This is a genomic window from Kosmotoga sp. DU53 (assembly GCF_001639905.1).
In the GTDB taxonomy this organism is placed as follows: domain Bacteria; phylum Thermotogota; class Thermotogae; order Petrotogales; family Kosmotogaceae; genus Kosmotoga; species Kosmotoga olearia.
In genome coordinates, this window is sequence record NZ_JGCK01000045.1 from 22,229 (window position 1) to 36,100 (window position 13,872).

Below are 13,872 nucleotides of genomic sequence, written 5' to 3' on the forward strand. Positions count from 1 at the left end.
GTGCTTATGGAAAACGTTACTTTGAGCGAAATAAAGAGAACTCCGGAGCTCTTGAAGCAGGTTGAATCTGTTCCTTTCAAACTTGAAAAAGGAAAGCGTTATCTTTTTGTTGGTTGCGGCTCTTCATATAATCTCGGATACATAGCGGCGGAAATGCTTAACAAAAACGGTTATGAGGCAGATGTTGTGACCGGGGGAAAGATAGTTGCTTTAGGAGATTTTCCAGAAGCGGATGTTGCGTTTTTTATATCTCGTACAGGGGAGTCTACCGAGACAGTGCTTGCTGCAAAAGCGTTAAAAAAGAGGGGAATATACACGATCAGCATTGTTTGTGCGAAGGATGCGGAGCTTTCAAAGACCTGTGAGGAAAACATAGAGCTGCCCTTCGCAGACGAAGAAAGTGTCGTCATGACAGGGTCATTTTCAACGATTCTTTACATGATTTTGCGCGGAATTAAGAGATACTCCATTGATGGGATAGAAGGGTTCCTGGGAAAGTCCTTTGAATATGTTGATAGGTTGGAGCTGAAAAAATTCAGTCATTTTGTATTTTTGGGATTTGACGAACTTTATGGGCTCGCTAAAGAAAGCGCCCTTAAGGTTCAAGAGATGGCCCTTCAATGGGTGGAGTTCCACGAACCTTTGGATTACAGACACGGTCCAAAGGCCACGCTTACTGAAAAGACACTTGTTGTTATGTATTCTAAAGACACCGCGTACGAGGTCGAACTTGCTAAAGAACTCAAGCAGATGGGAGCAGGCGTGGTTTATATTGGTAAAGAAGGTGATATAGAGATTCCATATCAAGACGGGTTTGAAACGCCGGTAAGGATATTGCCAGTACAATATCTTGCGTATAAGAAAGCAGTTTCTCTTGGCTTGAATCCGGACAAGCCAAAAAATCTTACAAAATCGGTGAAGTTGTAACAATAGTGCTTGGTTGTTAGTTGGCGGTTTATAGTTGACAGTAGTTAGTTGATAGTTGGTATTGAGACAAACGAGCTCCCGGAATTAAGAACGGGAGCTTGTTTGTTATTTGATTATGCTTTCCTTGAGTCTTTCAATTGATGTTACTGCTCTCATTTTTTTGGCTATGATGTTGAAAAGATTAATATTTATTTTGTGGATTTAAAAATTATCGCCTTTACACAAACAAATGTCCATCGATGAATCGTATATATAAATTGCAGATTCTTTGCATGAAAGATTCTTCTTTTGAGCACTTCTTATAAATAGACTTAGAAAACCTGTTTGCTTTTCATATCACTTCAGATATGAGATATTTTTTGAGGTTTGATTATATTTTTTAAGCTATATACTTGATTTTTTTAATCAATAATGCTATATTACCAATAAATCTTTTGAAATTTAGTTTTGCATGGTTGTTTTTTTGTTATAAGCGTTTGTTTTATACATCCATAATTTCATAAATTCAATTCCAGTTTAATTGCTATATAAGTAGTCATTTTATGAAGAAGAAGATCAAGATTCTTTCATCTCGGATGAAAGCGATTGTTTAAGTAGTAAAAGAAGTGATGGTTTATATTAAATTCGTTTCGTTAGGAGGGGATAAGGATGATATTAAAGGGCGAGAAAGTCGTACTCAGACCTTTGGAGGTAGAAGACGCTCGAACAATTGTGCCACTAATAAACGACGCGGAACTCAGACAGTACCTGTTACAGGTTTTCCCGATAAACAAGTTCATGGAAGAGAACTGGATAAAAAACCATTCGTCATCCTCAAACGAAGTCAACCTTGCGATAACTACCGATGACGAATTAATAGGTGTTACTGGATACATGAATATAGATTGGGTGAACAGGTGCGCTGAATTTGGCACAGGCATATTCAACAAAAAATACTGGGGGAAAGGATACGGGACAGAGACTACAAAGCTCATGTTGGAGTATGCCTTTCGTAAACTTAATCTGAACAGAGTATATCTCCGGGTTTTCGATTACAATGAACGTGCAATCCGGGCGTACGAAAAATGCGGTTTTGTTTTAGAAGGGAGACAGAGACAGGCCGTTTTTTCGAATGGGAGATACCACGACGTCCTCATGATGAGTATTCTTGCTGAAGAATACTTCAAACCCTGAATTAGGTAAGGGAGGGAAAACAATTGGTTAAAAGAAATCTTGTTGTTTATCCTCTTTACAGGTTTTTCATAAATATGCTTATAATAGGGCCAATATTGGTTCCCTTTATGCTCTTCAAGGGATTGAGCTACTCTCAAATTATGCTGCTTCAGTCCATAGCAGCTATATCGGTATTTGTATTTGAAGTGCCTACTGGTGCCATTGCGGATAAATTTTCAAGGAAAATTTCTCTTTTCCTTTCAGGGGTATTTGCGGCCATCGCGACACTACTCTATATACTTTTCAGAAATTTTTATGTTTTTGCCCTGGCGGAAGTATTGTTCGGGCTTGGTTTGACACTGGCCAGTGGAGCTGATTCAGCTCTTTTGTTTGAGAGCTTGAAGAAGATTGGGAAAAAAGAAGAATATCAACGCAGGGAAGGTAACGCCGCATCGTATATCTTCATTGGGCAAGGAGTGGGCGCTGTTCTAAGCGGGTTCCTTTACAAATACAATCATTTTCTCCCGTTCTGGATTAGCTTTGTAAACCTTTTGACGGCATCCCTGATAGCTCTGGCATTTGTTGAGGTGGAGCGCGAGAAAAGTGAACACAAATATACCGCTCACATCCTAAAAAGCTTTGGTATAGCCTTCAAAACCCCGCGTATATTATGGGCTGTGTGTTTTGCAGCGTTGATGGGTTTCATTGTAAGAGTTGGTTACTGGATGTACCAACCCTATTTTGCACAGGTGGATCTGGATATCGCATGGTATGGGATAGTTTTCTTCTTTTTCAATATGGTTGCAGCTTTCAGCTCTCACTTTCTTGTTAGGCGTTATTCGGATGAAAGACCCAGACGGGTGTTACTCGGCCTGAGTACCCTTATGGCGCTGAGCTTCATTTTGCCCATTATATTTGTGGCAAAATGGGCGATAGCTTTGCTGGCGCTCCAGCAGATCGTGAGAGGTTTGTACAGACCAACGATGAATTTCTATATAAACCACCAGATCCAGGATAAATACAGGGCAACGGTGATATCCACAGTGAGTCTTGTTTCAAACCTGAGTTTTGCAATTCTTTCGCCCGTTGTTGGAATTATGCTGGATAAAGAGGGAACGATACCAAGTTATCTGTTTGTTGGAATTGTTGCAGCTTCAGGAACGCTAGCATTGTACTTGCTGCGAAAAAAACAAAAAGCTAAAAAAGCAAATTCATAGAGAAATTTGGAGGTGCTTGAGGTGAAAAAACTCAATATTGCTCTCTGCGTTCTTATGCTTATTATGGTAATCCTCAATGGTGTGTTTCTTTACAGAAATTGGAATTTATCTCAAGTCCTCTCTGGAATGGTTGTATCCAATATCTCAAGATTGGAATCGGAATTACAGGGATTGCGGCATTCCGTAAATACCGCTTTGGGAAGAATTCAGTTGTATTCTGAAAACAATTCTGGAAATCGGATCATGGGAACTGAGTTCAAACTTCGTGGATTTGATGAAGAGCATGTAATACTGGACTGTCGTTTGTCATTTTCCAGAGTGGATAAAGATGAAAGAGTTTATCTTGTTCTTCACGAAGAGGGAAGTGATTTGTACCAGAAGATAGAGCTTACAAAACTGGAAGGGACCTTTTATACCGCGGAATTGTGTCTCGCTCCTGAAAAGGAGTACAAATATCAGGTTGTTTTTGAAAAGGACGGAACCACAATATCGAGTCAGGAATTTAAGGTTCTGGAGCATTATTACAGACCACAGGTTTGTAAAGTTACACCTGAATTTTTAATCAACAGTACAAAAGGAGAAAAAGTACCAGAACTGGTATTTAGGCTTGACATGGGTATTAAAGCCTATTTTGAAGAGTTGCAGGTGAAAACGGCTAAAGTAGTAGTATACGAAGATAGCACAAAGGTAAAGGAACTTTCCTTTTTTCAAAATCTTAAAGTCTCTAACTACGATTTTTATTACGGTTCCCGTAGTGTCTCCTTTGATCTTGATGGAAAAGATATAAGAAAGTATGATTTCTACTTTCTGGTTGAATACAAAGGTGGCCTGATAAAACGGGAAAAAATGAACGATGAAAAAAATCCCGTATGGGAGGCTGTGTTGAACAACTACGTGTGGTATCTGAAAAGTAATTAACGAGCGGCAATGCGTGTTATTACCCCTGACCGAATAGAAGGTGAATTGAGCATGTTCAAAAATACGATTTGGGATTTTGACGGTACTTTATGCGATACCTATCCTTCCATTGTTAGATCAATGAAGGAAGCATTGGAAGGTTTCGGCTATGAGGTTGCCGAAGAAGAGATTCTCTGGAATGTTAAGAAAACTCTTGGTTACGCTCTTGAGTATTACGCGGAGAAATTTGGACTGGGTGAAGCTCTGGAGAAAAAATTCGTGGAGCTTTCAAAGAAAGCTTCACCAACAGAGCGCCCACTGTATGATTACACCAAAGAGATTTGCGAACTCATCATCGATCGTGGTGGCATGAACTTCATCGTAACGCATCGGGATCTGGAATCTACCCTTAAGGTTACGGACTACTATGGGATAACGGAACTTTTTACGGAGATCGTGACCAGAGATCATGGTTTTGCGAGAAAACCAGATCCCGAGGCTTTCAATTACATTGTTAAAAAATACAATCTCAGAAAAGAAGAAACCCTGGCAATCGGTGATCGTGCTCTCGACATCATTGCTGACTAAAAAATGTGGAGTCAAGACCTGCTATTTCAACGAATTTGGTGTTTCAATCGACGTTGTGCCGGATATCGAAATTACGTCTTTCAAAGAGCTGTATGAGCTCATTAAAAGCGAAGGGAAGGGAAAATGAATGGAAAACAGGTATTTCACAATTGAAGAGATGGTTTCATTACCACTACTCAGAAACCCTGTTATAAATCCCGCAGGTAATAGAGTAGCTTATATCAAAATGAATACCGATTGGGATGATAATGAATTTCGAAGCCAGGTATGGGTATATGATGCGGAAAAAGATTTTTCTTATCCGATAACTGACTTCAAAACAGAGAGTACAGTGCCTTCGTGGTCTCCGGATTCACACATGCTTGCATATCTTTCAAACGCTGGAAAAAGCGGTGAGAAGAAGAGGCAGATTTTCGTCAAACGTTCCCCTGAAGAAGCAGCAATTCAAATTACCAGTGCACCTGATGGAGTGGATTCTTACAGGTGGTCTCCAGATGGAAAGGGTTTCTTCTATCTCAGTACCCCTGAGGATAAAGCAATCAAAAAAAGGAAAGAACTCTACGGTGATTTTGAATATGTGGATAAAGAATATCGAACGAGATGTCTTTACTACGTTTCAATCGATAAGGCTATTTCGAAGTTTGAAGAAACTTTGAAAACTCCTAAAGATATGAGAAAGGGTCAAGATGACAAAGAAGTTGAAACTGAAGATTTAGCAGAAAAACTTTTTTGTTCCGGAGGATCTTATTATAGTCAATTTTGCAATAACACCAGATTCCAAACGGGTATTATTTATTGCTGTTCCGCCTCCTAGCACAGCAAACAACATGGAGGAATCGGAACTTTATGTATTTGATTTAGAAAGCAAAAAGATTGAGAAGCTCGGTATTTCAAGGCTCGGTCCAGATTTTCACCTTTCTCCAGATGGCAGGAAATTGGCATATACGCTTACCAAAGAAGAGTACCCGTGGCAATCAAACAATCCCCTGGAGATACTCGATCTGGAAACTGGAAAAAGGGAGAAGATACATATAGATGTTGATTCCATCATCGAAATTGTAGCTTACACGAAGAAGGGGTTGTACATAAGCTGGAAAGAAGGTACAAGAATCAAGGTCGGGTTCTTGAATCCTGATGGAAAGATTGAAACTCTGACAGACGATAATTCGACGGTTTCCTGGTCTGCTGTGTCAGAAGACACGGATAAACTGGTTTGCATAAAAGCAACACCAACAAAACCTTTTGAAATATATCTTGAAGGCAAAAAGATAACTAACGAAGGAAAGATTTACAAAGAAAGACTGACTTCCAGAAAGCAGCTTATACGCTGGAAAAGTCTTGACGGTGTGGAGATAGAGGGCGTGCTGTCAACCCCACCGGATTTTGATTCTTCAAAGAGATACCCGTTGCTTCTGATAGTGCACGGTGGTCCAACGTGGCTATCCTTTGATATCCCAACTTTTAGTAAAGCGTATCCTTTAGAACAGTTTGTGGAAAAAGGGTTCATAGTTCTTGAACCCAATTATAGGGGAAGTGATGGTTACGGAGAAGAATTCAGAAGGCTCAATTACAGAAACCTTGGAATTGGTGATTATGCTGACATCATGTCCGGAGTTGATTATCTCATTGAGAAGGGAATTGCAGATCCAGAAAGAATAGGTATAATGGGCTGGAGCCAGGGTGGATACATAACAGCCTTCTGCTCTTTATACAGTAACAGATTCAAAGCTGCTTCTGTTGGTGCCGGGATAAGCGATTGGATAACGTATTACTGTGCTACAGATATTCATAATTTCACGGTGTATTTCCTCGGTGAAACACCCTGGAACGACGAAGAGATCTATAAAAAAACTTCTCCAATGACATACATAAAGAACGCCAGCACCCCAACATTGATACAGCATGGCGATAATGATCAGCGCGTACCCGCTCCCAATGCCTATAAACTTTATCAGGGTCTTAAAGATATGGGAGTGCCTGTGGAACTCGTTATCTTTAAGGGAATGGGTCATGGCATTCATAAGCCCGGAATCGCAAGAGCGATTATGAAACAAAATCTTATCTGGTTTTCGCATTATTTGCTCGGCGAACCAATGGAAGGATTTTACCTGAAAGATCATTTGAATGATTAGTTCGTAGAGAAAGGAGATTTTGTGAATTACTTCACTTTCTGATTATAATTGAATATAATAGATGCGGTAATGTTTATACAGGTGAAGTTGTGTACAAAACGAAATTCGCAGGAGGAAAATAAATTTGAAACTGGATGATCTCATCCCTTACGATTCTGAAAAAGGTGCGGGGCTGCTAATAAAAGTCGGTCCGCACTACATTTTTCAGGTGTCTGGTGAAAAGCATAATATTCTCAACGGAGAAAGGTTTTTTTCCGGAATAGGCGGACATGTCGAAGCAAGCGAAAGTTTTGTCGAGGCTGCCGTTCGTGAAGCAATAGAAGAGATCGGTACTGAAGTTGAATTGCTCAATTCGGAAAAGACCTATTATCTTAAACATACCGGACAAATCATTGAATTATCTCTTTATGAAGAAATAACACCCCTGATGATATACGAAATGGTTCACCCCGGGGGTACCCCAAAAGCGGGGAAACTATATTACATCGTAATCTTTATTGCAGAGCTCAAAGGGGATATAGGTGAGCTGAATTACTGGGAAGTAAGTGCCCTTCTTGGATTGAAAAAAGAGCAAATAGCGGAATATGTAGATAAAAAGGTATCCATCGAAAAAATATTGGAACAGGGAGGAGTAGTCCTTCGCGGGAAGATAAGCGCTGGTACCAAGCTTTTTCCGCTTGGTACTGCAGCGGCCTTTGGGAAAGTGATCCGATTTTTAAGCCGAAGAGGAGAAAAAATATGATATTGAAAGAGGTTGATCGTAAAGAATTGGAAGATAGGGTCGTGACCTTTGAATATGAGAGCGATTATTACTTCGACATTAAAGTCAGTAGAGAAAGCAATGGCTGGAAAATATATTTGGAATTAAAGAGATTTGAAGAGACGTTCAGGAAAGTACACATGGAAAAACTAGTGGACAATTACAAAGAGGATACCCTGATATACGTTGCTGAGGTTGATGGAAAAGAAGCGGGGATCATACAATTTGGAGGCATTCATGATGGTTCGGTGCGGATATGGGATCTCTATGTCTGGAAAGGATTTAAGAGAATGGGGATTGGCACGGCCCTTATGAAGAAAGCTGAAGAAATTGCTCGATCTCAAGGGGCAAGGAGGTTGATTCTCGAAACACAGACATCAAATTATGCTGCTATAAAGTTCTATGAAAGTTGTGGCTTCCAGCTTTGTGGTTTTGATCTATCCAGCTATTCAAATTCGGATGTAGAAAAACATGAAGTAAGGTTGGAAATGGATAAAAAGTTGAGGTAAAAAGTTATTTTAAAGAGAAGTAGATTGGGAGGTAACGAAGAATGATCGAAGTTTCTCAGGTTCATAAGACCTTCAAAAGCAGAAAAAGAACGGTAAAAGCCGTTGATGGGATTTCATTCAAAGCTGTTCCAGGGGAGATTTTTGGTCTTTTGGGACCGAACGGTGCTGGAAAAACAACAACGTTGAGAATGATTGTAACGCTTCTTAAACCTGATTCCGGAAAAATAAGCGTCTTTGGCTACGACACTGTGGAAGATGCCAGAGAGGTCAGAAAAAGAGTTGGCTTTCTTACAAGTGATATGAAATTAGCTGGTAGCTTATCACCCCGGGAATTGATGTATTTTTTTGGCGATCTAAATCACATCGATAGAAATGTGGTCGAAAAAAGAATCGAGGAACTGGCAGAATACCTTGGCATGAAAGATTTCCTGGATGAGAGAGTAAGTAAACTTTCAACCGGTATGAAACAGAAAGCTGCGATAGCCATCAGCCTGATTCATGATCCTCAGGTTATTATTTTCGACGAGCCTACAAACGGTCTGGATATAATAACCGCGAGGACAGTAACGGAGTTTATAAAGGATTTTAAAAAGCAAGGAAAAACGATCATTATTTCCACCCATATCATGTCGGTTGCAGAAAAACTCTGCGATAAAGTGGGGATAATCCTTAAAGGAAAGCTTGTAGAAAATGATTATCTGGAAAACCTCTATGAAAAGTATCAAATGAACGATCTTGAGGACATCTTCTTTGCTGTTGCCGAAAGAGAGGGGGAACTTGCAGATGTTTAAGGATGCACTGATCATATTCAAAAAAGAATTCAAGAGCTTGTTCAAAGATAAAAGAACGGTATTTTCCATTGTTATTCTTCCAATGGTTCTTATGCCAATGATATTTATGGCTATAGGTTTCTTTGGTTCTGTTCAACAAAAGCAGGTAGCTGAGACGGTTTATAGAATTGGATTTGTAAATCTTCCGGATAAAGAATTTAAGATGATCCTATCGCAAATGCTTCATTTTGAAGAGTTTGATGTGAATAACTATAATGTGGTTAGTGATTCAGATAATACTATAATTGTTGAATTCGATCATAGCGGAAATAAATTGACCGCAAAAATCTATTACAACTCAACTTCGAGTAAATCGCGCTTCGCTTCACAGATGGTAAAAACAGCTTTGAATAGTTACGAAAAGCTGCTAGTGGCAAAGCGTTTGAGCAAGTATTCCCTTAACCTCAAAGACCTTGATGCTATAGATATTACTGATGTGGATATGGCTCCAAAAGAAGCTCAAGGGACTGATTTTCTTGCAGTCATGCTTCCGTATCTGATTCTTATCTATATCTTCTCTGGGTCCATGAACATTGGACTTGCTACTACAGCAGGTGAAAAAGAGAGAGGCACGCTTTCACCGATTCTTGTGAATCAGGTTTCGCGGACATCGATAGCTCTTGGAAAAGTGCTTTATGTTATGTCCACCGGATTGATAAATAGTGTTTCTACCGTTATTGGTTTTATGATAGCTTTCAAAATCCTTGGCGACTCTTTGGGTGGAGCTCTGCCAATGAATATCGCAGCATTTACTCCTGGAAAGACTTTAGGTCTTTTGTTCACCATTCTTACGGTTTCAGCTCTTGCCTCTTCCATAATTGTTTTACTTGGAAGCTTTGCCAAAAGTATGAAAGAAGCTGGAACGTATATTATGCCGATTTATATTGGTGTTCCGGTACTAGGGATATCAACAATGCAAATGGATCCTTCCAAACAATTGAGTATGTATCTGATACCAATGCTGAATAGCGTATTCGTAATGAAGGACATTATAATAGCGCGGTTTGAACTCACAAAATTCCTTGTAATGCTTTTGAGCAATATAGCAGTTACAAGTGTTGTAATATATGCCATAGCGAAATTGTTCAATTCGGAAAGAATATTGGAAAGCAGCGAGTAAAGCCCAAAGGAAAGGAGCTTAAAGTGGTTTTTCGAAGACTAATATTACTGGTGTTTATAATTCTCTCAGTAGGGAGCTATGCTACAGATATCGTTGTGGAGAACCCTGCGGGGTTCTCCCTTTATTCATCTATTCATCACGATGCAGCCAGAGAGCTTGAAATCCGAAAGGACATCATTATTATCCCCGGAAAAAGTCCCAATCCTGTGGTTTATTCAAGAGCCTGGGTTGAGAATGACAAGGTTACAAAGCTAAAGCTAGAAAGACGCTTTGATTTTTCATCCAGCTTCAATGACCTTTTACTGATCGATGGTGGGTACCTCTCTCAGGAACAAATTGATCACATCATTCTTCCGGCGGATTTTCTCAGAACCTCCCCAATTAATTCCTTTCAGTTCTTGAAGGAGAATACAGCATCCCGAAAGGACCGATTTACTTATAACGAGCTCGATCCGTTTTCCGGAAAGGTTCTTGAGTTTGAATACGACTATGAAAATGAGATTACTGTTGACACAGAGATTGGGAAAGTAAATGTGGGTGTTTATAGAATGAAAGTAAAATCGATGGGACTTGAAGGTGAGTACAGTTTCGACGCTTCGGGTGAACCTGTTGTCGGGAAGTTTATGGGGTCAACGATTTATAATCTCAAATACTTTCCGTCAAAAAAGATTGCCGGTAAGTTCGATTACGAAAGCAGAAAGATTTCTCCCTACCTTTTTGGCAACAACTACTGGTCGGAAGCTTATATAAAGCAAACTTTCGGTTTTGTGAGAAACTCAGCGATTGAAATGATGCGCTGGGGTGGAATTTACAGAGATAAGGAGAAAAGAAAACCAGAGGATCTGAAACTCTTTAAGAAGTTCATAGATTATACGGGTGTTGTACCGCTGATACAGTTAGGATATTTTACCGATGAACCCGTTGAAGAACAACTCGAAAAAGTTCTGGCATTTATTCCTGAGACAGAATTCGTATCCTTTTCGAATGAGGCAAATATTTATCCTGTAATAATGGGGAAAAATGTTTCCGTTGAAGAATTCAATTCCAGATATAGATCAGAGGTCTCAAAAATAAAAGAAAGAGCTCCTTTTATCAAAATAGTGGGACCGGATTTTACAATTGGAAACCTTCCGCAGTATGATTCCTGGTTGAAAAAATTCCTTGAAAAAAACGGAGATTTGATCGACATATTCTCGATTCACTACTATCCCTTTGATGGTTCCCAAAGCGCAGAAAGAACGCTTGAGAACATAGAAGAATTCCCGGTTTATATCGACCAGCTGAGAAAGCTTCTCGGGAAATACGGGCTTGAAGATATCCCTATTGCCATTACCGAATGCAATACCTCCTATGACTTCAACTCTTCAGGACCTGGTAACGCTTCCACATTCGAAGCAGCTCTTTGGGCAGCCGCAGCGTTTATAACAGGAATTGAGAAAGAGCTCTGGTCGATACAGCTGTGGGGAATCGTAAATGATGGAACCTTGAGCCTGTTGAATATCGAAGACGGATATACAGATTTCAAACCAACTACCCGTGTTTACTCTGTATTCAAAGACTTTAGCGACAGATATATTCCCGTTGAAAACAAAGTGTCGAAATTGAAGATCGTATTTTCTCCAAATGAGGACCTTGGAGTTATAGTTGCTGTTGTGGTAAATTATGATTCTTCTCCAAAAGAATTGTTGTTGAGAAAGATTGATAACGGGATATCTGTCGAACCCATGGAAGGCGGAATAAAAATAGAAGGCTTATCCATCACTCTTTTATATCTGAACGAAAAACTTGAGGTTGTGTATAGGAAAGATTATACAAAATGATCGGGATTCGAGATCTGAGATCCGGGAATCGAAAGAGCCAACGAGCGATACTGGATGTTGGAGAGTGGAGATTAGCGAGATTCGGTGCGACTGGCTACGCCAGTGAGGCGCACTCCTGCGGAGATAGAAAACATTAGACGCTTGCAAGGCTGTCAGCTGATGGAGCGACGTTCGAAGACAGAGGCTTGCAGACGCTGATGAAAAGCCGAGATTTGAGATCCGAGAGTCCGAGAAGGCTGCTTCGCAGCGGACGCGAATCCCTTCGGGATTGACCCGAACTCCTGGTAAGAATCGAGAGTCCGAGAACCGAGAGGGCCGCTGTGCGGCTGGTGAGCACGCTTCGCGTGGGTGGGCCCAGCTGCGCTGGGGGTACGCCTGACTACGTCAGGGGTGTGCACTCCTTCGGAGTGGGTAAAAACTGTCATTCTGGAGATGTTTTATCCAGAATCTTATTTTCTTAAGTACGAGATCCTGAATCAAGTTCAGGATGACGATCTCTGCTCTTCGAAGCGAGTTTACCAATTGACAGCTTTGCAAGCATCGCTCCATCAGCTGACAATGTCGTGAGCGTCAGCCTCGTAAGCGTCCGGAACGAAGTTCCGCGCTTAAGCCGTTTCATGGTTCAAAAGAAGGTGAAAAAGTGAAAAGAGCCGTTTTACTTCCAATTTTGATGCTGATTGTAGTATTCTTGATGGAAGCGTGCTTCAAGCCAGAAGCAGAAAATAAATATTTTCTTTATCAGTTGGTTGAAATGGACATAAAGGAAGTTCTGGAGCATCAATTCGATTATCTGGTAACTGATTATTCGAGAGATGGTTCCGAAGATGGGCGATACTCGGAGGAAGAAATTAGTAAATTGAAAGAAAAGGGAATCATTCCTTTGTGTTATATAAGTATCGGTGAGGCTGAAGACTACAGATTTTACTGGCAGGAAGATTGGCGAACAAATCCGCCTGACTGGCTTGGACCAGAAAATCCGGAATGGGAGGGAAATTATAAAGTAAGGTATTGGTACGATGAATGGAAGAAGATTGTTTTTGAGTACCTGGACAAAATTATTGAGGAAGGTTTTTCTGGTATTTATCTGGATATAATTGACGCATACTATTATTGGTCAGTGGAAATGAACGAGCTTGGTGAAAAAGAAGCTGCTGAGAAGATGATTGAATTTGTGGAAGAAATAGCAAAATATACAAGAGAAAAAGTTCCGGGCTTTTTAATTGTTCCACAGAATGCAGAGGATATTCTCGAATGTGATGATGACGGAAGTTATCTGGATACGATTTCTGGGATAGGTGTCGAAGACCTTTCTTACACAACTGATGATAATGATAACATAATCGTACAGGAAGAGAGTGATTACAGAATCGAGTATTTAGACCGAATCAAAACAGCTGGTAAATTCGTCTTGAGCGTGGATTATGTATATGATCCAAAAAATCCGGATATGAATATAGTAGGAGATTATGTGAAAAAGGCGAGAAAAAGAGGATATATTCCCTATCCTGCCAATAAAAACAGAGCTCTGGATGAAATCGTGACGGTAATCTTTGAAATTAAATAGTTGGACCTGTTCGTAAATGTTGAAGAAATCGGATACTGTCCCATCGCAGGCGCACATCAACTGCGAAGCAGCTCTTTCGCCTTCTCGATTTCTCGGATCTCGGTTCTTGGCTTTTCATCAGCGTCTGCAAGCCTCCTGGACGTAGTCCAGCACTTCGTCTGTACCGCAGTGGACTGTCCCCATTTTCTTGACCTGTCATCCTGAACTTGATTCAGGATCTCGTACTTAAGAAAATAAGATTCTGGATAAAACATCTCCAGAATGACAGTTTTTACCCACTCCGAAGGAGTGCACACCCCTGACGTAGTCAGGCGTACCCCCAGCGCAGCTGGGCCCACCCACGCGAAGCTGCTCAC

14 protein-coding genes are annotated in these 13,872 nt (G+C 40.5%); 13 read left to right on the forward strand and 1 reads right to left on the reverse strand.

Going from position 1 to position 13,872, the window contains the following annotated elements; translation table 11 throughout:
- Nucleotides 1-6: 6 nt before the first annotated feature.
- From DU53_RS06400 to DU53_RS06455, 13 genes are all read left to right on the forward strand, one after another.
- The gene (locus tag DU53_RS06400) at nucleotides 7-927 is read left to right on the forward strand and encodes an SIS domain-containing protein (RefSeq protein ID WP_015868542.1); all 921 of its coding nucleotides are present in this window, start codon (nucleotides 7-9) and stop codon (nucleotides 925-927) included.
- A 648-nt stretch (nucleotides 928-1,575) separates the two neighbouring features.
- Nucleotides 1,576-2,100: a GNAT family N-acetyltransferase gene (locus DU53_RS06405; RefSeq protein WP_063728094.1), complete on the forward strand. Its 525-nt coding sequence runs from the start codon at nucleotides 1,576-1,578 to the stop codon at nucleotides 2,098-2,100.
- A 23-nt stretch (nucleotides 2,101-2,123) separates the two neighbouring features.
- Nucleotides 2,124-3,296: an MFS transporter gene (locus DU53_RS06410; protein WP_082853852.1), complete on the forward strand. Its 1,173-nt coding sequence runs from the start codon at nucleotides 2,124-2,126 to the stop codon at nucleotides 3,294-3,296.
- A 21-nt stretch (nucleotides 3,297-3,317) separates the two neighbouring features.
- Nucleotides 3,318-4,214, forward strand: coding sequence for a hypothetical protein (locus DU53_RS06415; RefSeq protein ID WP_063728095.1), 897 nt, complete (start codon nucleotides 3,318-3,320; stop codon nucleotides 4,212-4,214).
- 51 nt (nucleotides 4,215-4,265) lie between these two features.
- Nucleotides 4,266-4,781 (forward strand): HAD-IA family hydrolase, encoded by a 516-nt coding sequence (locus DU53_RS06420; RefSeq protein ID WP_161484765.1) that lies wholly within the window; start codon nucleotides 4,266-4,268, stop codon nucleotides 4,779-4,781.
- Nucleotides 4,782-4,908: 127 nt separating this feature from the next.
- Entirely contained in the window at nucleotides 4,909-5,595 is a 687-nt protein-coding gene (locus DU53_RS12505; protein WP_201030016.1) for a PD40 domain-containing protein, read from the forward strand.
- Between the two features lie 13 nt (nucleotides 5,596-5,608).
- Entirely contained in the window at nucleotides 5,609-6,913 is a 1,305-nt protein-coding gene (locus DU53_RS06425) for a S9 family peptidase (protein ID WP_201030017.1), read from the forward strand.
- A 124-nt stretch (nucleotides 6,914-7,037) separates the two neighbouring features.
- Complete coding sequence (locus DU53_RS06430) at nucleotides 7,038-7,655, forward strand: NUDIX domain-containing protein (protein ID WP_063728096.1); 618 nt, start codon at nucleotides 7,038-7,040, stop codon at nucleotides 7,653-7,655.
- Nucleotides 7,652-8,182, forward strand: a complete 531-nt coding sequence (locus DU53_RS06435) for an N-acetyltransferase (protein ID WP_082853855.1) — start codon at nucleotides 7,652-7,654, stop codon at nucleotides 8,180-8,182. The genes DU53_RS06430 and DU53_RS06435 overlap by 4 nt, the downstream gene beginning before the upstream one ends.
- Nucleotides 8,183-8,223: 41 nt before the next feature.
- The gene (locus DU53_RS06440; protein ID WP_063728098.1) at nucleotides 8,224-8,973 is read left to right on the forward strand and encodes an ABC transporter ATP-binding protein; all 750 of its coding nucleotides are present in this window, start codon (nucleotides 8,224-8,226) and stop codon (nucleotides 8,971-8,973) included.
- Nucleotides 8,966-10,132: an ABC transporter permease gene (locus tag DU53_RS06445; protein WP_063728100.1), complete on the forward strand. Its 1,167-nt coding sequence runs from the start codon at nucleotides 8,966-8,968 to the stop codon at nucleotides 10,130-10,132. Before DU53_RS06440 ends, DU53_RS06445 begins: the two co-directional genes overlap by 8 nt.
- Nucleotides 10,133-10,182: 50 nt before the next feature.
- The gene (locus DU53_RS06450; RefSeq protein WP_161484766.1) at nucleotides 10,183-11,952 is read left to right on the forward strand and encodes a glycosyl hydrolase; all 1,770 of its coding nucleotides are present in this window, start codon (nucleotides 10,183-10,185) and stop codon (nucleotides 11,950-11,952) included.
- Between the two features lie 640 nt (nucleotides 11,953-12,592).
- A complete protein-coding gene (locus tag DU53_RS06455; protein WP_015868552.1) occupies nucleotides 12,593-13,516 on the forward strand; it encodes an MJ1477/TM1410 family putative glycoside hydrolase in 924 nt (307 codons plus the stop codon).
- 56 nt (nucleotides 13,517-13,572) lie between these two features.
- Here the strand turns inward: DU53_RS06455 and DU53_RS12295 are convergent.
- Nucleotides 13,573-13,872, reverse strand: a 300-nt coding sequence (locus DU53_RS12295; protein WP_235599739.1) for a hypothetical protein, incomplete at its 5' end; no start/stop codon positions are given.